We start from the raw sequence: 26,428 nt of genomic DNA on the forward strand, positions 1-26,428 counted from the left end.
GACGCGGAGCCCAAGTCTCAGGGAGGACTTACTCGATGACGTTAGTCTATTTCGCCATTGCCTGCGGCCTGGTGGCCGTGGCGTATGGCTTCTTTACCAGCGGGCAGGTGCTGCGCTCGCCCGCCGGCAACGAGAAGATGCAGGACATCGCTGCCGCCATCCAGGAAGGCGCGAAAGCGTATCTCGGCCGGCAATATTTAACCATCGCGATCGTCGGGGCAGTGGTCGCCGTGGTGCTGTTCTTCACGCTGGGCGGATTGTCGACGCTCGGCTTCCTGATCGGCGCAGTGCTTTCGGGCGTGGCCGGGTTCGTCGGCATGAACATCTCGGTACGCGCCAATGTGCGCACTGCCGAGGCGGCGCGCGGATCGCTTCAGGGCGGGCTGACGCTGGCGTTCCGGTCGGGCGCAGTGACCGGCATGCTCGTGGCGGGATTGGGGCTGCTCTCGATCGCGATGCTGTTCTGGTATCTGGTCGAAGTGTCGGGCTATGCGCCCAACGACCGGCCGGTGATCGAGACGCTGACCTCGCTCGCGTTCGGCGCCTCGCTGATCTCAATCTTCGCGCGGCTGGGCGGCGGCATCTTCACCAAGGCGGCCGATGTCGGCGCCGATCTGGTCGGCAAGGTCGAAGCCGGCATCCCCGAGGATGACCCTCGCAACCCGGCAGTGATCGCGGACAATGTCGGTGACAATGTCGGCGACTGCGCCGGCATGGCCGCCGACCTGTTCGAGACCTATGTCGTCACGCTGGGACTGACCATGGTGTCGATCGCGCTGTTGATGCGCGGACTGGACAGCGAGCTGCTCACCACGCTCATGGCGTTGCCGCTGATCGTCGGCGGGGTGTGCATCATCACCTCAATCATCGGTACGTACATGGTGCGGCTGGGCAAGGGCCAATCGATCATGGGCGCGCTGTACAAAGGGTTTTGGACGACGGTGATCCTGTCGATACCGGCGATCTGGGCCGTCACCCACTACGCACTGGGCGACATGAGCGCGCTGATCGGAGGCGCGCCGGACTCGAGTGGGTTCCTGGAGGGCACCTCGACTGCGCTTACCGACGAAGCCAATCTGGGACTGACCAGCGGGCCGCAGTTCACCGGCTGGAGCCTATTCTATTGCATGATGATCGGGCTGGCCGTGACTGGCCTGCTGGTGTGGATCACCGAATATTACACCGGCACCAACTATCGCCCGGTCAAGTCGATCGCGAAGGCGAGCGTCACCGGCCATGGCACCAACGTGATCCAGGGGCTGGCGATCAGCCTGGAATCGACCGCGCTGCCAACCCTGGTCATCGTGGTGGCGGTGATCGCGACTTATCAGATCGCCGGGATCATCGGCGTGGCGTTCGCGGCGACGTCGCTGCTCGCAGTCGCTGGCATGGTCGTCGCGCTCGACGCCTACGGCCCGGTGACTGACAATGCCGGAGGTATCGCCGAAATGGCGGGGCTGGAGGATGAAGTCCGCCACCGCACCGACGCGCTCGACGCAGTGGGCAACACCACCAAGGCAGTGACCAAGGGCTACGCGATCGGATCGGCGGCACTGGCGGCACTGGTGCTGTTCGGCGCCTATACCACCGATCTGCGCGAGTTCTTCCCGGACGCAAACGTCGATTTCTCCCTAAGCAACCCGTATGTCATCGTCGGGCTGCTGCTCGGCGCGCTGCTGCCCTATCTGTTCGGCGCGTTCGGCATGACTGCGGTCGGCCGCGCGGCGGGACATGTGGTAGAGGACGTCCGCAATCAGTTCCGTGACAATCCCGGGATCATGGCGGGCACCAGCCGGCCCAATTATGCCCGAACGGTGGACATCGTCACCCGCGCGGCGATCAAGGAAATGATCGTGCCTTCACTGCTGCCGGTGCTGAGCCCGATCGCGGTGTACTTCATCGTCACCGCAGTGGCAGGCCAGAATGAAGGCTTTGCAGCGCTTGGCGCGATGCTGCTCGGCGTGATCGTCTCCGGGCTGTTCGTCGCGATCTCGATGACGTCAGGCGGCGGCGCCTGGGACAATGCCAAGAAGTATATCGAGGACGGCAACTATGGCGGCAAGGGATCCGACGCGCACAAGGCGGCGGTGACCGGCGACACGGTCGGCGATCCCTATAAGGACACCGCCGGTCCAGCGGTCAATCCGATGATCAAGATCACCAACATCGTCGCACTGTTGCTGCTCGCCGCGCTGGCGGGACAAGCGGCGGGATAAACCTGGGGCCCCGCCCGCCTGTACTGGCGGGGCCTTTTCTTTTCATGCGGGCCCTTGTAAAGGCTCCGCCGATTTCCGCGGGCGCTTACGGTAACGAGGCATTTTTGGCGAAAGAAGAACTCCTGGAATTGCGGGGTCAGGTGGTTGAGCTTCTGCCCAACGCCATGTTCCGTGTTCGGCTTGAAAATGATCACGAAATCCTCGGCCACACTGCCGGCAAAATGCGCAAGAACCGCATCCGCGTGCTGGTGGGCGACGAAGTGCTCGTCGAATTGACGCCCTACGACTTAACCAAGGGCCGCATTACTTATCGTTTCAAATGATGGGCGCATGATGCGGCTGGTCCTCGCCTCGACATCGCCGCGGCGCCTTGACCTGCTCAAGCGGATCGGGGCGGTGCCCGTGCGCGTCGCCGCACCTGACATCGACGAGAGCCCCAGACCCGACGAACTGCCGCGCGGCTATGCCACGAGGCTGGCGCGCGAGAAGGCCGAAGCGGTGCCGCGCGAAGATGGCGAGCTGGTAATCGCAGGCGATACGACGATCGCGCTGGGACGTCGGATTCTGCCGCCCGCGGGGACGCAGGACACGCAGCGCCGCCTGCTGGGCCTGTTGTCGGGTCGGCGCCACCATGCACTGTCGGCAGTGTGCGTGATCGGTCTGGACGGGCGGCCGCGGACCCGACTGGCCGACACTGTGGTGACCTTCAAGCGGCTGACCGAGCAGGAGATTACCCGGTATCTGGCGTGCGGCGAGGGGCTGGGCAAGGCGGGCGGCTATGCCATCCAAGGCCGCGCCGAAGCTTTTGTGCGCCGCATCGACGGAACGCATTCGGGCGTTGTCGGGCTGCCGCTGTTTGAAACGCGCGCGCTGCTGGAAAGCGCCGGCTACCCGCTTGGCTGAGTGGCTGTATGAGGCTGGGATCGGCGAAATCCGCGCGGCGCTCGTTTCGCGCGGGAGCATCTGGAAGGCACGGATCGAGCTGGAAGGAAGCGGTCCTCGCGTCGACACCGTCGCGATGGCGCGGCTGGCCGACCGCAGCACGGGCAAGGTCACGCTTGAGAGCGGCGATGATGCCTTGTGCGACCCACTGCCGAAGGGCGTGACGCAAGGCGCCAGCTTCAAGGTGCGCATCGTGCGGGAGGCAATCCCCGAACCCGGCCGCCCCAAGCTGCCCAAGGCAGTGCCCGCTGCGCCCGAAGCGCAGATTGCGCCGGGGTTGGACCTGCTCGCCCGCATCCAGGCCAGCGACGTGCCGGCGCGCCAGCTGCGTGCGCATGAAAGCGACCTGCTGGAAGAAGCTGGCTGGTCGGAGATACTCGATGAGGCGATCAACGGCGAGATCCGCTTTGCCGGCGGCGCGCTGCGGCTCTCCCCTACCCCCGCGATGACGCTCTTCGATGTCGACGGCCCCGCTCCGCTCGAGCCGCTCGCCGTTGCCGCCGCGCACGCGGTGGCGCGGGCGATCGAGCGGCACGGCATTGCCGGCTCGATCGGGATCGACTTCCCGACCCTGGCAAACAAGCAGGCGCGCCAGGCGATTGCGGAGGCGATCGATGCTGCGCTTCCCCAGCCGTTCGAGCGCACCACCGTCAATGGCTTCGGCTTTCTCCAGATTGTGCGGCGACGGAGGCGACCTTCGCTGCCCGAATTGCTGCGCGCCGACCCGATCGGCGCCGAAACCCGCGCCGAACTGCGCCGGCTTGAGCGGCTTTCACCACCGCCCCCCGCTACTCATATGGTGACGCAGCGGATCGGCCGCCGCCTCGCGCAGCGTCCAGATTGGACGGCGGAACTGGCGCGGCGCACTGGGGGTGCGGCGACGTTTACGTCCGCAAAGGAGTGAGCATTGGCAAAACGTAATGGGTGCCCACTGTGCGGCAAGCCGACTGACCAGGAACACCAGCCCTTTTGCGGGCAAGGCTGCCGCGACCGCGACCTGCTGCAATGGCTGGGCGAGGGATATCGCGTGCCCGGCGACGCGGTTGATCGAGAGTCACAAACTGGGCTGGACAGGCTCGACTCACGCGACTAAGAGGCCCGCTCCCGCATTCGTCGGGACAATGCCCGGGTAGCTCAGTTGGTAGAGCATGCGACTGAAAATCGCAGTGTCGGCGGTTCGACTCCGTCCCCGGGCACCATCGCCCATGCTCAGCGACGCAGCCGTTCGTAAGATCAAGCTGGGGGAAGCCCTTCAAGGTTGCAGACATGCTCGGCCTCTGCCTGTTCGTGCAGCCTAGCGGCGCCCGCTATTAGCCTACGGATTACCGCCTGGCGGAAGCGCGGCACCTTGGCACCGTGGCACCGTGGCACCGTGGCACTGGGCGATTATCACAACGTTTGGCTGAAACAAGCAGGGGAAAAGCGCGCCGGCGCGAAGCGCCTTATCGAGAAGAGCGTCGACCTCCTCAAGCTATAAGAAGCTGACACGCGGTGTCGCTTCGACCTCGGCGGCCGATGCCTTGAAGGATGTCGCTGCCGAGTGGCTGTAGAAAATCAAGGCTGAGGGTCGCGCCCCAGCCATCATGGAGAAGCTTCGCTGGCTTGCCGGATTGGTAGAGGCAACGTTCTTTAACCCGGCCCGAAGGGCTGACCGCCGAGCGTACCGAACAAGTCTCCGCTCCCACAGCAAGCGGACCGTTAGAAGGAACCTTCGCTCAATCTGTGAGTCGGTCACGTTGAAAAGCGGTGAGGAGGGGCTGATGGACGTCATGAACATGCTTCAGGCAGCAACGATCTTGTTGCTGCTCGCCGCACTCGGCGGCGTTGCCATGGCGGCGCGGCGGTTCGCAAACAAGGTGAACCCGCCCGACTGGCTAGCAATGGCGCATGGGTTTCTTGCTTCTGCTGCCCTGGCGTTGCTTGTATATGCCGCGTTCCAAGACGGCGTGCCGGCGAGCGCTGCTACTGGCATCGTCGTCCTGCTAGCCGGGTCAGCAGGCGGAATCCTGATGAACCTTCGCTACCATCTGGCGGGCAAGCTTATCCCGCAGTGGCTCCTGCATGTGCACATCCTGCTCGGCGTGGTGGGAACAACGCTTGTGGCATGGGGCGCCTGGGGTGCTCCAACATCATAGCCCTGGCCTTCTTCTGAATAGTTCGGAGTTGCGCAACGTCATCAGCATGCCTGGCGGATGTGAGCTGCCGCCTCAGCCCGCCTGGCCGGCCGCTTTTTTCGCGTGACGCCCTCAAGCCTCAGGCGCTCGTGGGCGAGTGCCGATTGAGCGATCAAGTTCTGGAGCAGCATGCGCTGGTCGACCCGAATGGGATCTCGACCATCCTCCCGCGCCAGCTCGATCACCGCCAATGTTCCGAATGCGGTTTTTTGAGGGGCTTGGATTGCCAGTCGGTAGCCGAAACCATCGCCGGTCCCGAGCCTGCTTCCTCCCCTTCCGTCCAAGCCCATTCCAGCGCTGTCTGACGCGGCCAAGCGACACGGCGGCAGGAAGCGAGGCCGCCGGCGTCAGCGCCCCATCAATTTCCTGAAAACAACCGCCTGCACCTTAACCAGGTGCGCGACGTGCTCACAAACGGTCACGGCCGTGGTTTCCCAGTCGGCATCGCGAGTGAGTTTCTGGGCGAGTGCTGCCACACTCGCATCTTTCAGCGTAATGCGGTCACTCCGTCATCCGTGTCGTCAGCACGCTCGCCCAGACGGCTATTCCGATCAAGACGCCGGCCATCACAAGGTTGTGCGGTGCGGTGGCGCTGAAGGTGTAGGCGGGCGACAACGGAAAAGTTGTAGCAGACTACCGACAGCGCCAAGCCCAAAAGGGCTGGCCACAGCCCCAGACGGGCGGGCGACGCCCTGCCACAGCCAAAGCTAATCCAAAGCAACTTTCCAAACCATTGGCCGTTGACCAGGCGAGATCTGGAAAGGAAGAAAGATGCGCTTATCGGTAATAGCAGCGGCCGCCTCGGCTGTGCTCTTGGCAGGCTGTGTAGGTGGCGCGGGTGGCGGTCGATACGGCGCTGGTTCCGGTTATCGCAACTATGACTATAACCGTCCCGATCCTGCCTATGGTAGCTACGATGCCAGCCGCTACTATCGCAATGATGCGCGGTATCGCGAGCGCCGTTTGAGCCGCAATGATCGCGTCTACCGTGGCCAGGACGGGCGTTACTACTGCCGCCGCAATGATGGAACGACAGGACTCATCGTCGGCGGCATCGCGGGTGGCGTCCTGGGCAACATAATCGCTCCGGGCGGATCCGACACGTTGGGCACATTGCTCGGTGCAGCGGGCGGCGCACTGGCAGGACGGGAAATCGAACGAAGCGGCGCTCGGTGCAAGTGAGGCTGGCAGGTTGGCCCGCCTTGATTTGAACCGCGATACCCGACATCCGTTGCTGCTGGCGGCGGGTCTCTAGATCTGCCCCTCCGCGCCGTCGCGGGCGCGAGGGGCATCTTAACTCCGGCCGTAAACGCGCCGCTGCGAGTTCGCATTCTGCCACCGGACATACGGTCTGCATCTCCGCCCCTAGGACGGGACAGGGCTGTCCGTCCTGTCCCCCAGATGGGGGCACTGCTGGCGGTAGTGGATGACGTGCTTCTTACAGGCGCAGCACGTCCGAGCAGCTATGCAAGGAGGCCACTGCTTCTGAACGCAACAGCATACATCCGCTCCTGCGCTTCAGGTCGGCCCGATGAGTCTTGAGCAGGCCGCTCCCGCTTCCTTGGCGGCTGCCAAGGCCACCGACCTTCGATCTCCACTTCGAGGGAAAAGCTCAGGAAGGTGCGAATAAGTACCATACCTGCCAGAACGGCAATACTTCGAAGAGTAGGCTGCACCGCCACTGTGTTGATGATGTCTGCAGCGACGAGAAGTTCGAGCCCGAGTAGGATGGATCGCCCCAGGTCGGAGCGCACTTGCTTATACGAGCCCGAACTCGTCCCGGCGCGTGCCACTGCACGCACAAAGCGCCGCGCCGAATAGGTTGCTCCAGCCAGAATCACGAGGATGCCAATCAACTCGACGGTTCGGGTGATTGTATGAACCGTTTGCAACAGATCCACTTCGAGAGTGACACCACCGGTGCGAGAAACTTTGCAACCAGCACGAACGCAAAAGGCAAGTGGGACGGCCTTCATGACGTCGATGTGCAGCGCGGTGGGACCGGCCGATAAGACCTGCGGTGACCAGAGGGCGATCATCGCCAAGAGTGCACCGCCAAGGATCAGGCGAGCCCAACCCTGCCGTGCTCGAGTAGCGCCTCGGCGAGCGTACCTCCTGGCCTTGAGACGCGCCCCCCGTCCGGGGGGCAGAGCATCAGTACGTCTCAATATCATGCCTGCCACGGTCTGGCGCCACTTTGGTTGATGATGAGGGTTCGCGACCCAGAGTGGTAAGTGGCACCTCGAGTTGATCGCCACTGCCCAGGTGACTAGAGTAAGCGGCAAGCTGCCAGCGGATAGGCCTACCTCGCCGTCTTGATGATCGCTCTGGTAACGTTCCCCATAAGCCGCATACGCGCAGGAATGGGCTCGCGCGTGCTCGCAATCATGACCGCCACGGAATAGCGGTGCCCGTCAGGTGCGACGAGCAGCCCGACATCGTTATAACCGGTGGACAAGCTTCCGAGATCCTGTCCGGTCCCCGTCTTATGTGCCAGCGTCCAGCCTGGCCGCAGCCCCGACTTCAGTCGAAGCGGCCCGGTCTTACTCGAACGCATCAAGGTGAGTAGCGACTGGGTAGAGGAAGGGCTGAGCAGCTTGCCTCGGGCAAGCAGCGACAAGCCGAGCGTTATTCCGTTGGCCGACGCGCCGTCATACGGTGCAGCTAGATATCGCTCCAAGGCGCGCCGACGCTCCGCATGGCTGAGCGCTGCTCGCGCTTTCAGAAATCCCCATCCTCCCGCCCATTCAGGGCGCCAGGTAAGGCCTGCTGTTCGTGCCTGCAGGTCGCGCTCGCCTGGTCCGAAGCCGACGTCATCCACTTCATGCGACGCAAGGAAACGCTTGATTGCAGATGGTCCGCCAACCTTCCAGAGCAGCACGTCGTTGCAGGTGTTGTCGCTGCGGGTCATGGCGCCCCGCAAAAGCCCTCCCACCGTCGTTCTGTAGCCCTCCTTCCCCACAGATGCGCTGATTGGTTGATGAAACAAGGTCAGGTCGGATCGGCGTACCGTCACTGGGTCGGCAAGCGATATCCGTTTGTCGTCGACAGCGCTCATGACGGTGATGGCCACCCAGAGTTTGCTCACACTCTGCTGCGGCCGCAGCGCGTCGCCTTCCCAAGACACGGTCCATCCCTCATCGATGTCCCGCACCGATATGCCCACTTCGCCTTTGAACGCGGCTCCGAGAGCGTGAATGGCGTTGAGCAGGCCTGCCGGAGGTTCGGGGCTCGCGGGCCTTTGCGAGAACGCGATTTCGGTTGAAGCGGTAGCTTGAACTACCCTTGGGGCTGGGACCGCCGCCACAGGCGGGTTCACATTGGGAACGCAGGCGGCGATGGTGCAGCTTATGGCCAAAACCGCGAGCGGGCGCATGACGAAAGTGAACGACAAGAATGAGCACCTTTTGAAATCTGCATACGCCACGCTGGCGGGCTTCGCAGCGCGAGGGGTCACGCTATTCGATTCTTCCGCAGCACAGCGGCAACGATGATCAAGAAGGCAGCTAAGCGCAGGAGATACACCCAGGGACGCTGTTCATCCTGGACGCCGCCCAAGACCAAGGCAGCCTGACCGAGGCCGAGCAGGAGGAAGGAAGCGGCGAAGGCAAAGAAGAGCTGGTCACGCGACTTCCGCCAGAACTTCAGGAAGTGAAGGGCGGCGATGCCGAACGCCAAAGTGATGGCGCCAGAGAGGAACGCACTGGTGATCACGCCTCTTCCTCCATATTCCAAATGAAGCCAAACAAAAGGACGCACACCGCAGACAAAGAGAGTATCAATCGCACCAGTCCAAGGTCGATGGATCGGACCACGAGCAGATCCACTATGACGAAAAGGTTGTTGAGGGCGAGCAGTGTAAAGCAAATCGCGCTCCAAAACAGGAAGCGCATTCCGGTGCTGCGGTAGCTACGCCCGAGCAGAACGGCACAGACGCTGCTGGTTCCGAAGCATAACAGGTATACAATGGCGGGCACAGCAGCGGTCATTGATCGCTCCGAAGCTTGAAGGCGTTGGCAAAACTGGCGATGCTCGACGGGGGTGGAGACACAATCATGCGGCGCACAGCATTCGGCCGTTCCGCGTACAAGGTCTCAACGGCCCCTGCGAGCTCGCCGATCGCCTCAGACGCCGGTTGATACCGGACCAAGCCATCTGTGTGGATCACCACGAGGCCTGCTGCCAGCAGCGCCTGGACACTTTGCTGCACGACGAGATTGCTGCCTCGCAGCGCGTCGACCATTTGAGCATCCGTCCAAGATCGTTCATCGTTGCTTCGCAAAAGGATGAGCAACTCAAGAGCCCAGACCGAGCGAAAGCTCGAGCCGATGAAGCTCGCCAAATCCTGCCTGGTTGGCACCCTATGTCCCTCCAAGTTGAGGCGTTGGAGTGCGCCAGAGGCGCTCGCTCAGGCAGCCACGACGAACTCTCCAGTTGTTCGCCTGAGCGCTCCATGAAGGAAGTTCGAAGCCCTTCGGCCATTTACGTTTCCGGGCGATGTCCCGAACGTTCTTGGTGGCCGAGGTGGCGACGCTCAGGCTCGGACGACGGCGTCACCCTGTCTCCGGGCGCATCTCCTCTCCAGCGGATCAGGAACTTGGCTCGGGTAATCAGCCCGTCTAAGTGCCTCATATGAAAACGGGGAAGGGCCAGGGGCGACGTCGTTCCGGTCGCTGTGGCGTCGGCGGGCAGTGCGCAAGATGCGTGCGCCGCTAGATGTTGCCGGCCGGCGCGCCGCGACATTGTTGGGAGCGCTGTTGCTCAGCCTTCTCGCGCTGCTGTTCGCGACTGCTGGGGACTGCGCGCAGCGGCGTTTCACGCGCTAAGCGCCGCGATCATGGTAGCCGTTCACCGTGTTCTGCGTGTACCGGTCAGTGCGGGAGTGCTGATCGCCGGCGGGCGGCTGGCGTGGCAGCAGCGTTCAACACCCCGCTCGCCGGGGCGCCTTCGCGATCGAAGAGTTGGCGGCCGCCTATGAGCCGCGAGTTGCGGTGCTCGTGATGGGCGCCGTGATGATTTCAGGGCTCGTCATTCTCAGCCTTGCCGGTGACTATATCTATTTCGGGGCCATGCGGGAGACTATCCCAGTCACGTCGCTGCTCTTCGTCGCTCCGCTGGCTGCGGTCGTTAGCGGCGCGGCCGGAGGGCTGTTTCCCGCCTAGTGTTGGTGTTCAGTCGGTCTTCGCGGGCATGGCATCAAAGGATCCGTGCGCATCCGGTGCTCATGGCAACCGGTTGCGGACTGCTCGTGGATGGAGCCTACGGATTCTAGTGCGGCGTCCGCAGGGCCACGCCTCGCGTCCGCTTTGAGAAGGAAGGCCGGCGAGAGCGCTAAGCCCGAAAGTGTCGAAGCGTCCGCTTGAGCGGCTCACAGGGCGCTGAAGCATTCCACTTCAGGCAACAGGATTCCATGCCATGTTGCGAACAGCACCCGGTCGTTTACGTCATGCGCCGTGTTTGGCGAAAGTGAGCGTAGCGATTGAGCAGATCGTTGATCAACTGCTCGTCGGAGTAGCCCGTCACATCGCGCGGCTGGTCACTTTCAGAGGAGTGCGCCACCGCGCGGTAGTGAAGGCGCTCCCGCTCACGTTCCTTGCGCGGCTCCGCCCAGGCGAAGCTCGCGGCCAGGAGACCGCGGGCGCGGACGCCGTACCAGAACTCACCCCGATCACCGTGCGGCACCTTGATCTCGACATGCTCACCATCTTGAACGATCTGGGGTGAAAAACCACTGTCTCGCATCTGTGCCGCCACCGCCTCAAGCGCCGGCTTCGCCGTGTCCGTGAGGAAAGCAGCAACCTCTTCTCGGTTATGAAATCGCGTGATTGTGGCGAGACGCTGTTGCCAAGTCACTGGCGTTTCGGCGCCCGAGGCGGGGCTCGTGACCGACAGATCCATCGCCTCCTTGCCCTCCATCTGGAGTGCGCGCAGCAGGCCATAGCAGATAAACACCATCACGATGGCGAAGGGGAGCGCACTGGCGATGGCCGCGGTCTGGAGCGCTTGAAGCCCGCCGGCTACAAGCAGCACCGCTGCAATGCCGCCCGCGCAAACCGCCCAGAAAATACGCTGCCATATTGGCGGGTTCTCCGCCGCGCCGGAGGTGATCATGTCGATCACCAAGGCTCCAGAGTCCGCAGACGTCACGAAGAAGGTGATGATGAGGACCGTCGCGATGCCCGAGACGATGGTAGAGAGAGGCAGATGCCCTAGCGTTTCAAACAGCGCCACCGGCAGATTGTTTGCGACTGTGTCAGCGATTTCAGCAGTGCCGCTCATGTCGAGCGCGATCGCGGTATTGCCGAACACCGTCATCCACAAGAAGGTGAAGAGCGTCGGCACCAGCAGTACCCCCGCGACAAACTCGCGGATCGTGCGCCCGCGCGAGATGCGGGCGATGAACATGCCGACGAAGGGCGACCAGGCGATCCACCAGCCCCAATAGAACAGCGTCCAGTTTCCAAGCCACGGATTGGGCTCATAGGCGTAGACGCGGAAGGTCCGCTGCACGACTTCACTGAGATAGGTGCCAACGTTCTGGACAAAGGCCTGAAGGAGGAACACGGTCGAGCCCGCGACCAGCACAAAGGCGAGTAGCAGCCCTGCGAGGATGATGTTCAATTCGGACAGGCGCTTTACGCCCTTGTCCAGCCCCATCACGACCGACAGCGTCGCCATGCCTGTTATGGCTGCAATCAGGACAAGCTGTACCGGCGTGTTACTCGGGAGGCCGAACAGGTAGCTAAATCCGGCATTCACCTGAAGCACACCGAGGCCCAGCGAAGTCGCGACGCCGAACATCGTGCCCAGCACGGCAAAAATATCTACAGCATGCCCGATCGGGCCATAGATTCGCTTGCCTATCAAGGGATAGAGGGCCGACCGGATCGTGAGCGGTAGGCCCCGCCGGAACGCAAAATAGGCGAGTGCCAGTCCGACAACTATATAGATCGCCCATGCATGCAGGCCCCAGTGGAAGAAGGTCAGCACCATCGCCTGGCGGGCGGATTCGATCGTCCGCCCTTCGCCCACAGGCGGTAGCGCATAATGCTGGATCGGCTCAGCCACGCCGAAGAAGATCAGTCCGATCCCCATGCCGGCGCTGAACAGCATCGCGAACCACGAGAGATAGCTGTAATCCGGTTCGCTGTCGTCCGGGCCCAGCTTCACGTCACCATAACGACTGAACATCAGGAACAGAACGAACACCAGAAATCCCGCCACGGCGGCGATGTAGAACCACCCGAAATCTGCTACGATCAGCGCCTGGACGGCCGCAAAGACCCGGCTCGCCAAGTTCGGCGCCAAAGCGCCAAAGAGCGCGAAGGCGAGGATCAGGCCGGCTGAGATGAAGAAGACGGGAGGGTTGATCTCCATCCTCCTCCCTGAGGCCGACTTTGCCGCCTCTTTCAGTTCCGGGTCGTTCAATTCACCCCCTATCCGCAGCACTGTTCTGGGAGATGAACGGAGTGCAGCCCCCTGGGTTGCAAACGCTTATCGCTGCAAGGTGTCCGAGGATTGAGTAGCCCGTCGTCGGCGTCGTCCAGTCGCTACGCCTCTGCGAGCCCCCGAGCGAGCCCAGGCGGAGCGGGATTCGGAGAACGCCTCGATTTCAGGGAGGTTTCTCCTAACCCTGATGGGCGATATCGACGCAGATGCAAGCGGACGGAGGACAGCATCCGAGCAACGAGCAGAACCGGTTAGCTCCAAGATCCTCGCCGTTTGAACGCATACACGCGTCCGACTGTTTAGGCGGAATGCAGGTCTTTTCACCCGAACCCTATATCCTGTGGCTTACCGGCCTGGGCACTCTCATCGTGCTTGTGGCATGGCTACCCCTCGCTTTAAAGAAACTGCCTCTGTCGCTGCCGATCATCTGTATCGCGATCGGCGCCGCCGTATTCTCAATCCCTGCAGTCTCCCTCCAGCCGCTGCCGCTCGCCTATCCGGTCATTGCTGAGCGGCTGACTGAGTTCATCGTCATCATAGCCCTGATGGGGGCGGGCCTGAAGCTGGACCGGAGCTTCAGCTGGCGCCGATGGAGTGTCACCTGGCGCCTGCTCGCCATCACCATGCCACTGAGCATCGCAGCCATCACTGCGATCGGCGGCTGGGGACTGGGCCTCTCCTGGGTTGCAGCCCTCCTACTGGGAGCAAGCCTGGCCCCGACCGATCCGGTGCTGGCCGCCGACGTTCAGGTCGGTCCACCAAGGAGCGGAGAGGAGGATGAGGTGCGCTTCGGTCTGACGTCCGAAGCAGGCCTGAACGACGGGCTGGCGTTCCCCTTTGTCAATCTCGCAATCGCCCTCGGACTCTCCGCGGCAACCGGTGCGCCATGGGCGCGTGAGTGGGTCCTGCACAGCGTCCTTTGGGAAATCGGCGTCGGAGTCGCCGGCGGATGGCTGATCGGAAGGGTCTTCGGATGGCTGACCTTCCACGTTCCCGCAGAGACCAAGCTGGCGCAGACCGGCGACGGGCTGATCGCGATAGCGGCCACCTTCATCTCCTACGGCTTAGCCGAAATCCTTGATTGCTACGGCTTCCTCGCCGTGTTCGTGACCGCGCTCACACTTTCGCCGCTCCCACCGCGACCACGACTTCAACCGCGACATGCACGACATCACGGAGCAGGTGGAGCGCATCGGCATGATGGTGCTGCTGCTTTTGTTGGGCGGAGCGCTAGTGAGTGGCCTGCTGCTGCCGCTCCGCTTGAGCGATGCGGTCGCGGCCGCTGCCATCATCCTGATGGTGCGCCCCATCGCGGGAATAATCGGGCTCAGCGGCTTCAAAGCGGAATTTTTCGAAAAGATGACACTCGCGTTCTTCGGCATCCGCGGCGTCGGATCATTCTACTACTTGGCCTACGCGCTGAACCACCTCCATTTACCGGAAGCAGAGAGGCTATGGGCGATCACCGGGCTGGTCGCCTTGCTGTCCATCGTTCTGCACGGCTTGACCGTCACACCCATCATGCGGTTCGTCGACCGCTCCCAGGGCAGGGATCCGGATGCCGAAGATGCTCCTACTCCCGGTCTGCAGGGCGCTTCAGCGGATCGATAACAATGGGCCGCTCAAACCAGCGACAGATCATCCCAGGAGCGGGCTCGGCCATCCCGGCAAGCGACATCGCGTTCGCGCTTGGCATCATTGCGCTGCTCGGCAGTCGCGCCGGCGTCCCTGCGGATTCGTCTTTCTCTTCGGTTCAGGTCGAGGTTGCGTCCTAGTCATCCCCGACGATCTGGACATCCTTGCCCAGCAGCGACTTCACATAGATCCGCTGCACCATCACGAAGATGACGACAGTCAAAGGAGCGGCCAGAAGCACACCGAGAAAGCCGAAAAGGGTGCCGGATGCTACGACGGCGAATAGAAGCACTGCGGGTGGAACGTTGACAGCCTGCTTCTGGATCATGGGTTGCAGCAGGTTGCCCTGTAACTGCTGGATGAGCAGGAACAGCCCGGCCGTCCATAGAGCGGTGATCGGGGAGACAGTGAATGCGAGTAGGATGGCCGGCACGGCGGCAATGATTGGGCCGATCATCGGGATCACGTCCAACAGGCCCGCGATAAGCCCAAGCCCGCCAGCTGCTGGGACGCCGAGCACCGCAAGTCCGGCCCAGGTGAGTATCGCAACCAACGCGGAAGATGCCGCCTGCCCGACCATCCAGCCGCGTAGACCGCGTGACATGTCGTCGAGCGACTTTTCGGCGGTTCGCTCCGCGCGCTGCGGCATGAGCAACAGCAATCCCCGACGGTATACGCCGGGATTGCCGGCGATGAAGATCGCGCCCACGAACACAAGTACGAAGTCAGCGAAGCCACTACTCGCGGCCAGAATGTAGCCGCCCGCCTGCGACAGCAATTTCGAGACGTTGCTGCTGCCGCGGCCAAACAGCTCCCTTGCGCTGTTGTTCATACCGAAGCGCGACAGGGACGCGTCGATTTGGGCCAGGGCTGGAGGGATGCTCTCGGCTATCGTGTCGAACTCGCGCGCCAATTGCGTTCCGAACAAGGTGAAGGCGCCGACGAACAACGACACCAGAGCCACGATCGAGAGCCCGAGCGCAGCGCCGCGCGGCATCCGGATCAAGGCCGTAACCCTTCGCGCCAGAGCGTCGAAGATCACCGCCAGAACCAACGCGGCGAATACAAGCATGAAGAAGCGCGTGAGCTCGATGAACAGCCAAGCCACGCCTATGATCGAAAGCACGGTTACCGTAGCTGCAGCAATCTGCGCCATTCTCTTCGAAGGTCCGGTGGAGCTAGCGGTCATATAGGTCCTCACCACGGTGGATTATCCGCGCTGAGGATCCTGAATCCGGACGCGTGAGCCTGCCGGCGCATCAGCCGCTTACTGCAGCTCGCCGGCATGCTCAACGCTTGAGAGTAGGCACGGAACCATGCGCCCGGCGCCCCGTTCATCTGATACGATCCAGGACGTCGGCCACTCAAGCGCGAGTCCTTCAGGGCCGTCCCGTCGGGCCCTTCACGCACCGCCGGTCCGCACGCTCCGGCACGGCATTTCAGGCTTTCCGATCAAGCGGCTTAGTGCGGTGGGAGAGCGCATCGTAGTCAGAGGAGACTTCCACATGAATGCCACACTCACCATGACCTTGGCACTGGGCGCGGTGGCGCTTGCGGGTCGCGGCCAGAGCCCAGCCGAAAACCTTGGGGATCGCGTTCAGAATGCCGCCGACATGCGTGCCGATGCCATGGAAAACCGGGCAGAGGCGCTCACGGATCGTGCCGAGCAGGCTCGCGAACCCGGTGAAGAGCGCGCGGACGCCATCGCCGCTGCCGACCGGAATGTTGCGGCGACGATGACAGAGGAACGGCGAGACAAGGTGGTCGCGAACGAAGCTCCGGCAGTTCGCAAGGACTGATCATGCGGATGAATGCCCAAGCTATGCGAGCAACTGCGGCAGTCCTGCGCATCGCAGCGTTGCCAGCCTTAATGACTGCTCTGACCGCCTCTGCGCCAGCTCGGGCTACTGCCCGACCCGCTCAAGAGGCCATGCTGGAACAGGCGAGCGGTTGGAGTGAAGCGTCGAAGTCTGCGCTACTCTCCGCACTCGGCGACCGATCTCGCCACGGGCTTGATCACGTCAGCTTCCTTGAGGCGGATGACGGCGCATCGGACGCTGAACTGAACCAGGCGGCACTCCGCTTCGCGAGGGCACTCGCCCGGGGAGTCGTCGATCCAGCCACGCTGCATGACCCGTTCACGCTGTCCGAGGCGCGCGTCGATGAAGCCGCCCTCCAGCGCACGCTGGCCGCCGCCGTGGCGAAAGGTCGCATAGGCGAGTGGCTGGCAAGTCTCGCGCCGCAGGACGAGGAGTATGCGCGTCTTTCGCAAGCCTATCTCGATCTCAGCGCCCAACCTCGGGATGGCGGCTCCCCCCCACTGGGCGGAAAGCTGCTCAAGGTGGGCACCTCCGACGCCCGAGTGCCGATGATCATCGAGCAGCTGACCGACGGCGGCTATCTCCCGATTGGCGACGTGGCATCGCGAGCGGCATCAGGTGAGCGTGGAATTGTTTACACCCACGACATCGCCGGCGCGGTTAAGCGGCTGCAGCGTGACTTTGGAATTGCCGCAGACGGTGTGATTGGTCCGAAGACCGTCGGTGTGCTGAACTTGAGCCCTGGTGACCGGGCCCGGGCAGTCGCCGTCGCGCTGGAGCGGCGGCGTTGGCTGTCGCGCACGCCGCCGCCGACGCGGATCGACGTGAACACCGCGGCTGCCCGCCTGCGTTATTACCGAGACGGTGTCCTCGCGGACACGCGGCGCGTCGTCGTGGGGAAGCCGGGCACCGAGACGCCGCTGCTCCAGTCGCCGATTTACCGCCTCGTTGCCAACCCGACCTGGACGGTTCCGAAGTCGATCCAGAACGGCGAGCTGGCCAATGTCGGCGCTGACTATCTGGCCCGCAACAACATGACGGTTCGAGGCGGTTGGATCGTTCAGGGCCCAGGTCCTCAGAATGCTTTGGGTCTGGTGAAGTTCGACATGATCAACAAGCACGCCATCTACCTGCACGACACCTCGGCGCCTGAACTATTCGACCGCAGCCAGCGCCATCGCAGCCACGGATGCGTCCGGGTAGAAGATGCACTTGGGTTTGCGCAGATGCTGGCGCAAGATCAGGGCGTGACCGAAGAGTGGCAGGCGGCCCAGACCAGCGGCGAACAGCGGTTCGTGCCGCTGAAGAGTCAAATTCCGGTCCGGCTACTCTATCGAAACGTCTTCATCGGTGACGATGGGCAGGTTGCGTACCGCACGGATCCCTATGGCTGGAACGCTCCGATCGCAAAGGCGCTCGGGTTTCCGGGTCGAGCCGAAGCCCGGCTGCGCAGCGGCGAAGCCGACATAGCCCCATGAGCAACGGTGCCGTTCAGATGGCCGACATGACCTCACGCTGGCGGTGGGTCGCGCGCCTGCTGTTTCGCCGCATCTGGTTTCGCGCTGCCCTCTTCTCGCTCTTCTCGGTCGCGGTCGCTCTGCTCGCGGCCTTCGTGGCACCGTATGTCCCCTATGAGATCAGCACGAAGATCGGCTCGGACGCGGTAGACAACATCCTCGGCATACTCGCCTCCTCGATGCTGGCCGTGACGACGTTTTCGCTTACCGCGATGGTTTCGGCCGTTTCCGGCGCCAGCAGCACGATCACCCCCCGCGCGACGCAGCTTCTCGTGGAGGATTCCACCGCGCAGAATGCCCTTTCCACCTTCATTGGAGCATTTCTGTTCTCGATCGTGGGTATCTGCGCGCTATCTACCGGAATCTACGGCAAAGCGGGCAGAGTTATCCTGTTCATCGGCACCGTCGTCGTCATCGCAGTCATTGTGGTGACTCTGCTGCGGTGGATCGGCCATCTGGCGAGCTTTGGCCGCGTAGGCGACACGATAGACCGCGTGGAGAAGGTGACGACGCAGGCCGTGGCTCGATCAGGCCAGGCCGTCGCATTCGAAACCTCTGTTGTTACCCCGGCTCGCGGCGAGCGTGCCGTTTTCTCGGGCAAGGTCGGCTACATCACCCACATAGATCTGGCCGCGCTGGACAGCGTGGCACGCCGGCTCGGCTGCCACATTCATGTCCAGGCGATGCCCGGCGCCTTCGTCACGACGACGAGGGAGATCGCAAGGCTGGAGGGGAATGCCAATTGCGACGCGGAGATCGGAGAGGCGTTCACTATCAGCCCTCATCGCCAGTTCGACCATGATCCGCGGCTCGGGCTGGTGGTGCTCTCCGAAATCGCCTCGCGAGCCTTGTCGCCCAGTGTCAACGATCCGGGCACCGCGATCGCCGTGCTGGGGTCGGGCGTGCGTGTGATGAGCACGTTCTTGGACGACGCCAGTCGCCGGGCGCCGTCAACGGAGTCTGTCCGATTCCCAAGCCTAGGGGTCGGCGACCTCCTAGACGACTTGATCCGTCCGATCGCAAGGGATGGAGCTGGCATTGTCGAAGTCGCGATCAAGCTGCAGCACTCGCTTGCGCAGATTGCCGCCGTCGCGCCCAAGGCGCGCGGCGCGATCGCGCTTCGCGCAGAGGACGCGCTGGTCCGCTGCGAGAAAGCGATGTCTTCCAGCTCCGACCTGGGAAGCGTCCGGGAAGCTTACCGTTCGCACTGGGGAGCGCAAAGATCGGCTGGCGCAGAACTTCAGGCCGGCCTGGCGGTTTCATCATGATGGAAGCCGGCACCTTCTCCCCGATACACATCTCCTGGGCCGAGGCTCTGCTGCGGATAGGCGCATCGATGCTGCTGCCGTTACTGATCGGCATCGATCGCTTTCTGCGACGCAAGCCGATAGACTTCCGCCCGTTCATGATCGTCGCGCTTGCCGCTTGTTCGCTCTCGCTGACGATCATGGAAATGGGTGCGAGAACCACAGGTCCTGACGTCGATCTGGGGCTCAGTCGCGTCTTCTCCGGCGTGATCACCGGCATCGGCTTTCTCGGCGCGGGTGCGATGTTTCGCCAAGACAACTATGTCAAAGGTGCTGGCTCGGCCGCTTCGATCTGGGCGGCGGGAGCAATCGGGCTGATCTGCGGAGTGGGCCTGCTTTGGCTCGCGGTCATGCTTGCAGGAGGCGTGCTGGTAGTTCTGGTTGTCAGCGCCCCATTTACCGGGAAATACGATGCTGATTAGCAGCGGGACAGGCCATGCCAGCCATAGCGGCCCAGATGCGTATCGTGCAGCGCGGGTGTTCCATGTTCTTTGACAACATCAGCGGCCTGCTGCGCGTGCTGGTTGTCTCGCTGCTCGCCTACGCCGCGATGGTGCTCATCCTGCGAGTGGCCGGCAAGCGCGCGCTCGCCAAGCTCAACGCCTTCGACCTTGTGGTCACGGTGGCGCTCGGGTCCACGTTGGCGACCGTGCTGCTCAGCAAGGACGTCGCACTCGCGGAAGGCGTCCTCGCGTTCGTGGCGCTCGCTGCACTGCAATGGCTGGTGTCGCGCGCCTCGATTGCGAGCAGCAGGTTTCGCACGCTCGTTCGGTCCGAACCTAGGCTCCTGTTCGAGAACGGTGCCTATCGAGAGGAAGCGATGGCGCAGGAACGTGTGACCCGGGCAGAGGTCGATTCCGCCGTTCGCAACGCGGGCCATGGCCGGCTCGAGGCAATCGCCGCCGTGGTCCTGGAAACAGACGGCAGCATGAGCGTGATAGGACTCGAGGAAGGCGAGCAACTGACCGCCCTATGCTCGGTGAAACGATAGCGGCAAGCAGTCTGATACCGCCGCGCTTCAACCTGCCACTGCCGTTTACAAGTCTGTGCCAGCTTGCCGCACTTGGTTGGCCAATCCGGGAAGCTAGTCCGTATGCCATTCCGCCAGAACGGCGCCTTCCGCACTTTCGAAGGCGACACGGTCAAGCTGCGTAGCCAGCACGCAAACTGGACGCTCGTCAGGTCCTGACGCGCGGCACTCGAGTGCTCTGCCGCTTGGGAACGCCTTCACCCGACCCTCGAGTACGATGCGGTAGCCGTCCTCTGGCACGCTCAGTGGGGCATCCTTCTCCGCACGGACGGTGAACTGATAGGCCCTGCCGTCCCGACGGCCGACGCGCGATCCACCTTGTTCGAAAACCGCCGCGAGCCCGAGCGTTTGCGTAGAGGCGGCGACCGCTGGCTGCAGCGGGTCCCGACGGATCGCCGCACACCCGTCAGCCATGAGCCACGGCCTGGGAACCCAAAATCCCTCGACCGCCTCCCATGTTTGGGACGCCCCGGCCTGGGCTATCATCGCCGAACCCTTCCAGTCCGCCGGCGGCATGGCGAGCCGGATTGTCTTGCGGTCTTCTACCCACGACCAGTGGGCGATACCTGGCGTCTCCTCTTCCGGTGCTGCGGGCCCCTCGCAGCCAAAGGGAACGCGTACGGAAAAGGCGCGGCCAACCAGATCTTCCTCTGCGGGAAGTGCCTTGCCGCTGGCATAACGCGAAGCGGCCTGCGCCGCCGCCGCGATCAGGTCGCTTCGTGCAAGGACGGGATCAGGCTTTAGCACCGCGGGACCGGACGGCTTCGCCTCGGGTTCGGGCGCCTTCGTCTCCGCTTGCTTGGGCGAGGCGGTCGGCGTCTCGCCACAGGCTGCGAGCCCGGCTGTGGCGCATGTAAGCGTCAGGAGTGCGCCGATGCGCGTCAATGCCGAGCTGGCTGATACGGTGCTGAACATCCCCGTCACCATAGCAGCACGCAGACGAAATGAAAAAGAAGCGGCTTGTGCTTGACGGGGGCAGCCGCGGTCGCTCTGCATACGCCATGGGTTTCAACCAGATCGCCGCCCTGGTGGTTCTCGTCGCGGTAGTGGGCGTGCTCATCCACGGCAAAGTGCGCTCGGACGTCGCCGCGCTTTCCGCCGCGGCGACGCTGCTCCTGCTCGGTGTCGTGCGGCCGGTAGAGGTGCAGGGGGCGTTCGCCAGTCCTGCCATCATCGCGCTCGCTTGTCTGTTCGTGATCGCCTACGCCATCGAACTATCCGGACTTCTGGGCCTGCTCATAGAGCAGGCAACGCGCCTCTGTGCTCGCCTCGGTGCTCTCGGCGTCTGGCTGGTGATCGTACTGTGCGGAGGCGCGTCTGCCTTCCTCAACAACACACCAATCGTCGTGCTTGCCGCGCCCGTTGTGAAGGATGTTGCGACTTCGCTTAACCTGTCGCCGAAGCGCTTCCTGATTCCCCTGAGCTACGTCACGATCATGGGTGGCGCGTGCACGCTGATCGGCACCTCCACCAACCTCCTGGTCAACGACATGGCGCGCGCTGCCGGGCAGCCGGTCTTCGGCATCTTCGAGATCACGCCGGTCGGCTTGGTCATCGCCGCAGTTGGCGGCCTCTACCTCTTCCTGGTCGGAGGCCGCCTGCTCGCGCGCGCCGACGACGGCCCCGCGGCGAGCCAGGCGACGGTTGAGCAAACCGGGGACGGCACGATGGGCGATGCCGAGCTGTTCGCGGTGGACCGCCCGTTCGATCTGAAGCGAGCGACAGCCTCGCTTGCGATCTTTGTCGCCGTCGTCGCGGCGGCAGCGCTAAGCATCGTGCCCATCGCAGCCGCTGCGTTCGCGGGAGCGGTCGCGCTCGTTCTTTTTCGCGTTATCAAACCTGAAGAAGCCTATGCCGGATTACGCCCGGAAGTGCTGCTGCTCATCGCAGGCATGGTGGTGGTCGGCCTATCGATCGAAGTGACAGGTCTAGCTGCATCGGGAACGGCGCTGCTGATCGAGTTCATCCGCCCGTTCGGCCCATGGACCGCGCTTGCTGTCCTCTACGGCGTGACGCTGTTCGCCACGGAGTTCCTATCGAACGCGGCGGTAGCGGTCCTGATCACTCCAGTCGCAGTGGCGCTTGCCGAAAGCCTCGGCGTCGATCCCCGCCCGTTCCTGATCGCGGTGATGCTGGCGGCGAGCGCCGCCTTTGCGACCCCTTTCGGATATCAGACGAACGTCCTCGTCTTCAATCTCGGAAAATACAGCTACATGGACTTTGTGCGCGTGGGTGTCCCTCTGAACGTGATCACCTGGATTGCCGGCGTGATCGTCATCCCGATCTTCTTTCCGTTCTAAGCGCCTGTTCTGCCGCAATGGGAGCGGCCAGGAAGCTATGCTCGCTGAACGCGAGGTCGTCGTGACCACAATTCGCGTTCGCCGCATGCCCGATCCGGTCCCGACCAACTGACTTGATGAGCCAAGGCCCGGAACCCTTGCGTTGGTTCTGATGAATGAAGAGCAGGTTGCAGGCACCGCAACAAAGCGGCGCACCGCCATGGTTAAGCGTAGCCACGGTCTCGGGAAGTGGGAGGGGGACGAAGGTGCCTTCCAGTCAGCCCAACCGCGTCCGGTTTTCGTGAGCTTCGGCCCCTATTCTATCCGCCTCGTCAACGCCGACGTCCTGCCCGCCGGCCGGCGCTGGTCCGCCAGCATGACAGCGCTCAGCACCGGGACGAGGATAGAGGTCAGCGCCGGGAAAGCTTCCCGGTGACACCGCCCTGGATCGGAATGGCAGTCGCTCTCTCCGCGAGCAGTTGCGCCGGCGGGGAGGCGAAGCGCTACCAGCTGAGGCCCACGCGCGCGTAAAGATAGCGCCCGTTAAACCCGAAGGGGGAGTAATATGGGAAGCCCAGCACGCCGCTGGGCGCGTTGAGCGCGCCGTCGACTCGGTCGGGATAGACGTCGAACAGGTTGTTCACGCCAAGCGCTATCTCGGGCCCCTTCTTCGCGCGGTAGCGAAGCTCGAGATCGGTGATCACGTGCTTCCCCGTGTGGATGTCGCCGGCGGGCGTCGCGGCAGGCTGATTGACGTCGCCATAATAGGTCGCCCGCACCGTCGCGCCGGCAAGGCCGCTGGTCCAGTCGATCGAGCCGGTCACCTTCTCGCGCGGCGTGCCCTCTTCGAACGTCAGCACGCGGTTGCGCCCGAAGAGTTGCGTGCTCGGGCGTGACGTCAACTCGACATCGTTCACGTTGCCGGCCAGCGTGAAATCGAACACGCCGGCGCTCGCGCCATTTAAGCGATAATGCGCAACGGCGTCGATGCCCTTGGTCGTCGAACGCAGCCCGTTGATGAAGAAGCGCGCGGCGCTGATATTCGGCAGGCTCGAAACCGGGATGTTTTCGGACAGGGCGATCTGGTCGCGCAGCTTGATGTAATAGCCATCGACGGTCAGGTCGAAGCTCCCGAAGCGCAGCACCGTGCCTGCCGAGAAGTTCGTGGAACGCTCCGGCTCGAGCGCCCGGGCGCCGAGAGACGACACCCTTGAGTCGTTCGAAGGAAAGGTGCCCGTCTCGATGATGTTCCCACCCGAAATAACCGACGAGATCGACGTGAAATACTGCTGCTGCAGCGATGGCGCACGGAAACCGGTCGACACCGTGCCGCGAAGCGCGAAACTCCGCGTGACGTCGTAGCGGAGCGACACCTTGCCTGTCGCGACTTCGCCGAAATCGGAATAACTCTCCCCGCGGCCCGCCACGCCGATCAACAGGCCATCGACTGGTTGGGCCTCCAGATCGATATAGGCGCTCCCCGAACGGCGACCGCGTTCGACCGCGTTGAGCGGAGAAAAGCCGGCAAAGCCCTGCGCGGTAGTCGGCGCGCCGCGAATGGCGCCGGTTTCGGGGCCCTGATACGACGCCGGCTCGCCGGGCTGTATCTTGTAGCCCTCGCGGCGGCCCTCCAGGCCCCACGCCACGTTCAGCGAACCCAGCACATCGAAGCGCCGAGTGACATCAAGACCCGCGATCCACTGATCGTAGATCACCGCCCCGTCGTAGAAGCTGTGCGGTGATGCCGCGCCATAGGAGAAGTTCGCCGAGTCTTCCGTCCGGAAGCCAACCTTGTTGCGCCCGTAACTGGCGCTCAGATCGACCGACCAGCCCGCAATTTCGCCCTTCACGCCGAGCGCCGTGTTGAGGTTGTCCGAACGCGTCTCGATCAACGGCAGGAAGCCGTTGGGATACCCTACCGCCGCCAGATACTGGACCACCCCGGCATTGTTGGGGCGCGGGAACGCGGCGCTTGAGGTGTCGCGCTGCTGGAACCCTGCCCAGCCATAAACGCTCCACGAACCTCCGCCGATAGGGGCGCCGGCATTGACGAACAGCGTATACTGATCGACCTTCGGGTCGCCGAAACGCCCTTGCAGTGCCCGTCCATTTGCGCCGACCGGCGCACTTGGCGCCGGCGCGTCGGAACGGTTGGTCGGATTGCGATGAACATAGTCGCCCGACAGGGTCAGGAACCCTTCGGCACCAAAGCCAATGCCCTGCCATCCCGACACTGTGGTCGCCGATTCACCTGTCACGTGGCGGCTGGCCCGGGCGGTATCCACGTCCGTGTTGTAGAAGCCGTAGGTTACAGTCGCACCACCACCGGAGCTTGCTTCACGCAGGCGCAGATTGATGACGCCGGCGATCGCGTCGGAGCCATATTGCGCCGAAGCGCCGTCGCGCAGAACCTCGATCCGATCCAGTGCAGCGGTGGGCACGGTGTTCAGGTCGACGGCGGCCGATCCGCGACCCACTGTGCCGTTTACGTTGAGCGAGGCGGAGGCGTTGGCCCGCACGCCGTTAATCAGCACCAGCGTCTGGTCGGGCGAAAGGCCGCGCAAGGTCGCCGGGCGGATCGCGTCGGTGGCGTCATTGGCAGCAGCGCGAGGGAAATTCACCGATGGCGCGATGTTCGCCAGCGCCTGCGCTACTTCCGTTGTGCCCTGTTGCCTCAGGCTGTTGGACGAGAGCACATCCACCGGCGACGCGGTTTCCAGCCGCGACCGTCCGGCCGCACGGGTTCCGGTCACGACGATCTCGTCCCCCGCTGGGGCGGCTTGACCTGCATCGGCGTCTTGCGCGGTGGTGGCGGCGCTTCTAGCCTCCTGTGCGCTCGCGGCACTGCCGGCCAGCATCGCGGCAAGCGACGCTCCTGCGATCAGAAGGTTCGACCCCTTTCGCATCAACAAAGATCCCTTTTTCATCTTGGGGCGGTCACGCCGGTTGTGGAACTGCGTTAATCCCATCAGCTTGGTAGGAATGCTAAGTTATGATTGGGGCTCATAAAGTCCGGCTTGCGCCGTGGTATTTGGCTCTCCCGCGCGCTTGCCGAGTTCGAGCGTTGTCCGCCGTCTTCCTGATAAACACGTCCGCGAAGACGCCCACGTTCAGGCGCGTGCCGCAACCGGGAGTTAATCACCGACGCCGCAATTCGGCGCTTTTCGCCACCGCCCGGGCAACGAAGATCGGACAACGGCGTATTGCCCCTTACCAACCATCGCAACGGACAGCAGGGAGCAGATGATGGCACGATCGGCGGAGAAGCGTGGCAAGGACGAAACCGCTGCGGCGGAGAAGAAAGTAAAAGCCACGGGCAAGCCCGCGGGCGGTGCACGCGGCGGCATCACGGCGCCGGTCACGCCGTCCGAAGACCTAGCCGAGATCGTCGGCAAGGACGATCTGCCGCGTAGCGAAGTGGTGAAAAAGGTTTGGGAGTATATCAAGAAGAACGATCTGCAGGATGCCAAGGACCGCCGCCAGATCAACGGCGACGACAAGCTGTCAAAGATCTTCGGCAAAAAGTCGGTCAGCATGTTCGAGATGAACAAGCACCTCAGCGCGCACCTTACCGCTAAGAAGTAAGCCACGATGTAGCGATGCAGGCGGGCGGCACCGAGGCTTCGGTTCCGCCAGTCCCTGCGTCTGTTGCCCTTCAAGCCTATCTGAGTATCGGCCCAATCTGCGGCGCCTGATTGGGCAAGTCGACCTCCACCGCGTCGACATAGCACCAGCCCACCCTAAGGCGGATCATAGCCTTGATGATCGGCTGGCGCGTTTACCTGAAAATACGCGCTGGTGTGGCGATGCGGCGATTGGTCGCAGCAAGCGCCACGTCCGCAGCTTCCGCATACGCCCAAATGCATCCGGGGGCTGCCGATCTTGAGGCACTCCTCGCGCCCTTTCGCCTCCGGCTGCCTGCGTTCACGACCATGCTTTAACGATAGTGCATGGACTTGCTCATGACACTTAACTGCGCATCCTTGCCGAGCGTACGCCTGACGTTCCGAATCGGAAGCGGCGTCGTGCCACGATGTCGTGTTCAAAAACTTGGAACAC

25 protein-coding genes, 1 tRNA gene and 1 pseudogene are annotated in these 26,428 nt (G+C 63.2%); 18 read left to right on the forward strand and 9 right to left on the reverse strand.

The window, feature by feature from the left end; translation table 11 throughout:
• The first annotated feature begins 35 nt into the window (after positions 1–35).
• From FHT02_RS06035 to FHT02_RS06070, 8 genes are all read left to right on the forward strand, one after another.
• Positions 36–2,216: a sodium-translocating pyrophosphatase gene (locus tag FHT02_RS06035; RefSeq protein ID WP_184085580.1), complete on the forward strand. Its 2,181-nt coding sequence runs from the start codon at positions 36–38 to the stop codon at positions 2,214–2,216.
• A 104-nt stretch (positions 2,217–2,320) separates the two neighbouring features.
• Positions 2,321–2,539, forward strand: a complete 219-nt coding sequence (gene infA, locus FHT02_RS06040; RefSeq protein WP_184085582.1) for a translation initiation factor IF-1 — start codon at positions 2,321–2,323, stop codon at positions 2,537–2,539.
• Positions 2,540–2,549: 10 nt separating this feature from the next.
• Positions 2,550–3,119, forward strand: a complete 570-nt coding sequence (locus tag FHT02_RS06045) for a Maf family protein (protein ID WP_184086242.1) — start codon at positions 2,550–2,552, stop codon at positions 3,117–3,119.
• The gene (locus FHT02_RS06050) at positions 3,112–4,062 is read left to right on the forward strand and encodes a ribonuclease E/G (protein ID WP_184085584.1); all 951 of its coding nucleotides are present in this window, start codon (positions 3,112–3,114) and stop codon (positions 4,060–4,062) included. The genes FHT02_RS06045 and FHT02_RS06050 overlap by 8 nt, the downstream gene beginning before the upstream one ends.
• A 3-nt stretch (positions 4,063–4,065) precedes the next feature.
• Positions 4,066–4,251: a DNA gyrase inhibitor YacG gene (locus tag FHT02_RS06055; protein ID WP_184085586.1), complete on the forward strand. Its 186-nt coding sequence runs from the start codon at positions 4,066–4,068 to the stop codon at positions 4,249–4,251.
• 30 nt (positions 4,252–4,281) lie between these two features.
• Positions 4,282–4,357 (forward strand) — tRNA-Phe (locus tag FHT02_RS06060).
• A 561-nt stretch (positions 4,358–4,918) separates the two neighbouring features.
• Positions 4,919–5,293, forward strand: coding sequence for a hypothetical protein (locus FHT02_RS06065; protein WP_184085587.1), 375 nt, complete (start codon positions 4,919–4,921; stop codon positions 5,291–5,293).
• Positions 5,294–6,103: 810 nt separating this feature from the next.
• Complete coding sequence (locus FHT02_RS06070) at positions 6,104–6,514, forward strand: glycine zipper 2TM domain-containing protein (RefSeq protein WP_184085589.1); 411 nt, start codon at positions 6,104–6,106, stop codon at positions 6,512–6,514.
• A 281-nt stretch (positions 6,515–6,795) separates the two neighbouring features.
• On the opposite strand, the gene FHT02_RS06075 is transcribed toward FHT02_RS06070, so the two are convergent.
• The 5 genes from FHT02_RS06075 to FHT02_RS06095 form a co-directional block, all read right to left on the reverse strand.
• Positions 6,796–7,371, reverse strand: a complete 576-nt coding sequence (locus tag FHT02_RS06075) for a DUF1622 domain-containing protein (RefSeq protein WP_246352223.1) — start codon at positions 7,369–7,371, stop codon at positions 6,796–6,798.
• A 263-nt stretch (positions 7,372–7,634) separates the two neighbouring features.
• A complete protein-coding gene (locus FHT02_RS06080) occupies positions 7,635–8,708 on the reverse strand; it encodes a serine hydrolase (protein WP_184085591.1) in 1,074 nt (357 codons plus the stop codon).
• A gap of 77 nt (positions 8,709–8,785) precedes the next feature.
• Positions 8,786–9,046, reverse strand: coding sequence for a DUF5985 family protein (locus FHT02_RS06085; protein ID WP_343056845.1), 261 nt, complete (start codon positions 9,044–9,046; stop codon positions 8,786–8,788).
• Positions 9,043–9,321, reverse strand: a complete 279-nt coding sequence (locus tag FHT02_RS06090) for a DUF5985 family protein (protein WP_221239333.1) — start codon at positions 9,319–9,321, stop codon at positions 9,043–9,045. The genes FHT02_RS06085 and FHT02_RS06090 overlap by 4 nt, the downstream gene beginning before the upstream one ends.
• Positions 9,318–9,575 carry a hypothetical protein gene (locus FHT02_RS06095; protein ID WP_184085593.1) on the reverse strand — a complete coding sequence of 86 codons (258 nt, stop codon included), beginning with the start codon at positions 9,573–9,575 and terminating at the stop codon, positions 9,318–9,320. The genes FHT02_RS06090 and FHT02_RS06095 overlap by 4 nt, the downstream gene beginning before the upstream one ends.
• Before the next feature lie 718 nt (positions 9,576–10,293).
• On the opposite strand from FHT02_RS06095, the gene FHT02_RS06100 reads away from it, so the two are divergent.
• The gene (locus FHT02_RS06100; RefSeq protein ID WP_184085595.1) at positions 10,294–10,494 is read left to right on the forward strand and encodes a hypothetical protein; all 201 of its coding nucleotides are present in this window, start codon (positions 10,294–10,296) and stop codon (positions 10,492–10,494) included.
• 277 nt (positions 10,495–10,771) lie between these two features.
• Here FHT02_RS06100 and FHT02_RS06105 read toward each other — a convergent pair whose 3' ends face one another.
• Positions 10,772–12,709 (reverse strand): BCCT family transporter, encoded by a 1,938-nt coding sequence (locus tag FHT02_RS06105; RefSeq protein WP_221239334.1) that lies wholly within the window; start codon positions 12,707–12,709, stop codon positions 10,772–10,774.
• 380 nt (positions 12,710–13,089) lie between these two features.
• Here FHT02_RS06105 and FHT02_RS22205 point away from each other — a divergent pair.
• Positions 13,090–14,392: pseudogene (locus FHT02_RS22205) on the forward strand (cation:proton antiporter).
• Positions 14,393–14,552: 160 nt separating this feature from the next.
• On the opposite strand, the gene FHT02_RS06115 reads toward FHT02_RS22205, so the two are convergent.
• A complete protein-coding gene (locus FHT02_RS06115) occupies positions 14,553–15,605 on the reverse strand; it encodes an AI-2E family transporter (protein ID WP_184085599.1) in 1,053 nt (350 codons plus the stop codon).
• Between the two features lie 316 nt (positions 15,606–15,921).
• Here FHT02_RS06115 and FHT02_RS06120 point away from each other — a divergent pair, with 316 nt between their 5' ends.
• From FHT02_RS06120 to FHT02_RS06140, 5 genes are all read left to right on the forward strand, one after another.
• Positions 15,922–16,215 carry a hypothetical protein gene (locus tag FHT02_RS06120; protein WP_184085601.1) on the forward strand — a complete coding sequence of 98 codons (294 nt, stop codon included), beginning with the start codon at positions 15,922–15,924 and terminating at the stop codon, positions 16,213–16,215.
• Positions 16,216–16,346: 131 nt separating this feature from the next.
• Positions 16,347–17,714 carry a L,D-transpeptidase family protein gene (locus tag FHT02_RS06125; RefSeq protein ID WP_184085604.1) on the forward strand — a complete coding sequence of 456 codons (1,368 nt, stop codon included), beginning with the start codon at positions 16,347–16,349 and terminating at the stop codon, positions 17,712–17,714.
• Positions 17,715–17,731: 17 nt separating this feature from the next.
• Complete coding sequence (locus FHT02_RS06130) at positions 17,732–19,021, forward strand: DUF2254 domain-containing protein (protein WP_246352224.1); 1,290 nt, start codon at positions 17,732–17,734, stop codon at positions 19,019–19,021.
• Positions 19,018–19,482 carry an MgtC/SapB family protein gene (locus FHT02_RS06135; protein WP_246352225.1) on the forward strand — a complete coding sequence of 155 codons (465 nt, stop codon included), beginning with the start codon at positions 19,018–19,020 and terminating at the stop codon, positions 19,480–19,482. The genes FHT02_RS06130 and FHT02_RS06135 overlap by 4 nt, the downstream gene beginning before the upstream one ends.
• A gap of 35 nt (positions 19,483–19,517) precedes the next feature.
• Positions 19,518–20,051: a DUF421 domain-containing protein gene (locus tag FHT02_RS06140; RefSeq protein WP_246352226.1), complete on the forward strand. Its 534-nt coding sequence runs from the start codon at positions 19,518–19,520 to the stop codon at positions 20,049–20,051.
• Positions 20,052–20,144: 93 nt separating this feature from the next.
• Here the strand turns inward: FHT02_RS06140 and FHT02_RS06145 are convergent, their stop codons facing one another.
• On the reverse strand, positions 20,145–21,005 hold the full coding sequence (locus tag FHT02_RS06145; RefSeq protein ID WP_184085606.1) for a hypothetical protein: 861 nt from the start codon (positions 21,003–21,005) through the stop codon (positions 20,145–20,147).
• 86 nt (positions 21,006–21,091) lie between these two features.
• On the opposite strand from FHT02_RS06145, the gene FHT02_RS06150 reads away from it, so the two are divergent.
• Both FHT02_RS06150 and FHT02_RS06155 read left to right on the forward strand, forming a co-directional pair.
• Complete coding sequence (locus FHT02_RS06150) at positions 21,092–22,390, forward strand: SLC13 family permease (protein WP_184085608.1); 1,299 nt, start codon at positions 21,092–21,094, stop codon at positions 22,388–22,390.
• Positions 22,391–22,541: 151 nt separating this feature from the next.
• Positions 22,542–22,805 (forward strand): hypothetical protein, encoded by a 264-nt coding sequence (locus tag FHT02_RS06155; RefSeq protein WP_184085610.1) that lies wholly within the window; start codon positions 22,542–22,544, stop codon positions 22,803–22,805.
• 67 nt (positions 22,806–22,872) lie between these two features.
• On the opposite strand, the gene FHT02_RS06160 is transcribed toward FHT02_RS06155, so the two are convergent.
• A complete protein-coding gene (locus tag FHT02_RS06160; protein ID WP_184085612.1) occupies positions 22,873–25,275 on the reverse strand; it encodes a TonB-dependent receptor plug domain-containing protein in 2,403 nt (800 codons plus the stop codon).
• A 340-nt stretch (positions 25,276–25,615) separates the two neighbouring features.
• On the opposite strand from FHT02_RS06160, the gene FHT02_RS06165 reads away from it, so the two are divergent.
• The gene (locus tag FHT02_RS06165) at positions 25,616–25,954 is read left to right on the forward strand and encodes an SWIB/MDM2 domain-containing protein (protein ID WP_184085614.1); all 339 of its coding nucleotides are present in this window, start codon (positions 25,616–25,618) and stop codon (positions 25,952–25,954) included.
• Positions 25,955–26,428: the final 474 nt, after the last annotated feature.

The organism is Sphingomonas xinjiangensis (assembly GCF_014199255.1).
Classification (GTDB): domain Bacteria; phylum Pseudomonadota; class Alphaproteobacteria; order Sphingomonadales; family Sphingomonadaceae; genus Sphingomonas; species Sphingomonas xinjiangensis.

What these genes read in the sequence shown, in the direction of transcription:
- FHT02_RS06035 (WP_184085580.1), top strand. Translation starts at nt 36, where the DNA reads ATGACGTTAGTCTATTTCGCCATTGCCTGCGGCCTGGTGGCCGTGGCG.
- FHT02_RS06045 (WP_184086242.1), top strand. Translation starts at nt 2,550, where the DNA reads ATGCGGCTGGTCCTCGCCTCGACATCGCCGCGGCGCCTTGACCTGCTC.
- FHT02_RS06065 (WP_184085587.1), top strand. Translation starts at nt 4,919, where the DNA reads ATGGACGTCATGAACATGCTTCAGGCAGCAACGATCTTGTTGCTGCTC.
- FHT02_RS06070 (WP_184085589.1), top strand. Translation starts at nt 6,104, where the DNA reads ATGCGCTTATCGGTAATAGCAGCGGCCGCCTCGGCTGTGCTCTTGGCA.
- FHT02_RS06075 (WP_246352223.1), bottom strand. Translation starts at nt 7,371, where the DNA reads ATGATCGCCCTCTGGTCACCGCAGGTCTTATCGGCCGGTCCCACCGCG.
- FHT02_RS06080 (WP_184085591.1), bottom strand. Translation starts at nt 8,708, where the DNA reads ATGCGCCCGCTCGCGGTTTTGGCCATAAGCTGCACCATCGCCGCCTGC.
- FHT02_RS06090 (WP_221239333.1), bottom strand. Translation starts at nt 9,321, where the DNA reads ATGACCGCTGCTGTGCCCGCCATTGTATACCTGTTATGCTTCGGAACC.
- FHT02_RS06095 (WP_184085593.1), bottom strand. Translation starts at nt 9,575, where the DNA reads ATGGTCGACGCGCTGCGAGGCAGCAATCTCGTCGTGCAGCAAAGTGTC.
- FHT02_RS06105 (WP_221239334.1), bottom strand. Translation starts at nt 12,709, where the DNA reads ATGGAGATCAACCCTCCCGTCTTCTTCATCTCAGCCGGCCTGATCCTC.
- FHT02_RS06115 (WP_184085599.1), bottom strand. Translation starts at nt 15,605, where the DNA reads ATGACCGCTAGCTCCACCGGACCTTCGAAGAGAATGGCGCAGATTGCT.
- FHT02_RS06120 (WP_184085601.1), top strand. Translation starts at nt 15,922, where the DNA reads ATGAATGCCACACTCACCATGACCTTGGCACTGGGCGCGGTGGCGCTT.
- FHT02_RS06125 (WP_184085604.1), top strand. Translation starts at nt 16,347, where the DNA reads ATGCTGGAACAGGCGAGCGGTTGGAGTGAAGCGTCGAAGTCTGCGCTA.
- FHT02_RS06130 (WP_246352224.1), top strand. Translation starts at nt 17,732, where the DNA reads ATGGCCGACATGACCTCACGCTGGCGGTGGGTCGCGCGCCTGCTGTTT.
- FHT02_RS06135 (WP_246352225.1), top strand. Translation starts at nt 19,018, where the DNA reads ATGATGGAAGCCGGCACCTTCTCCCCGATACACATCTCCTGGGCCGAG.
- FHT02_RS06140 (WP_246352226.1), top strand. Translation starts at nt 19,518, where the DNA reads ATGCGTATCGTGCAGCGCGGGTGTTCCATGTTCTTTGACAACATCAGC.
- FHT02_RS06145 (WP_184085606.1), bottom strand. Translation starts at nt 21,005, where the DNA reads ATGTTCAGCACCGTATCAGCCAGCTCGGCATTGACGCGCATCGGCGCA.
- FHT02_RS06150 (WP_184085608.1), top strand. Translation starts at nt 21,092, where the DNA reads ATGGGTTTCAACCAGATCGCCGCCCTGGTGGTTCTCGTCGCGGTAGTG.
- FHT02_RS06155 (WP_184085610.1), top strand. Translation starts at nt 22,542, where the DNA reads ATGAATGAAGAGCAGGTTGCAGGCACCGCAACAAAGCGGCGCACCGCC.
- FHT02_RS06160 (WP_184085612.1), bottom strand. Translation starts at nt 25,275, where the DNA reads ATGCGAAAGGGGTCGAACCTTCTGATCGCAGGAGCGTCGCTTGCCGCG.
- FHT02_RS06165 (WP_184085614.1), top strand. Translation starts at nt 25,616, where the DNA reads ATGGCACGATCGGCGGAGAAGCGTGGCAAGGACGAAACCGCTGCGGCG.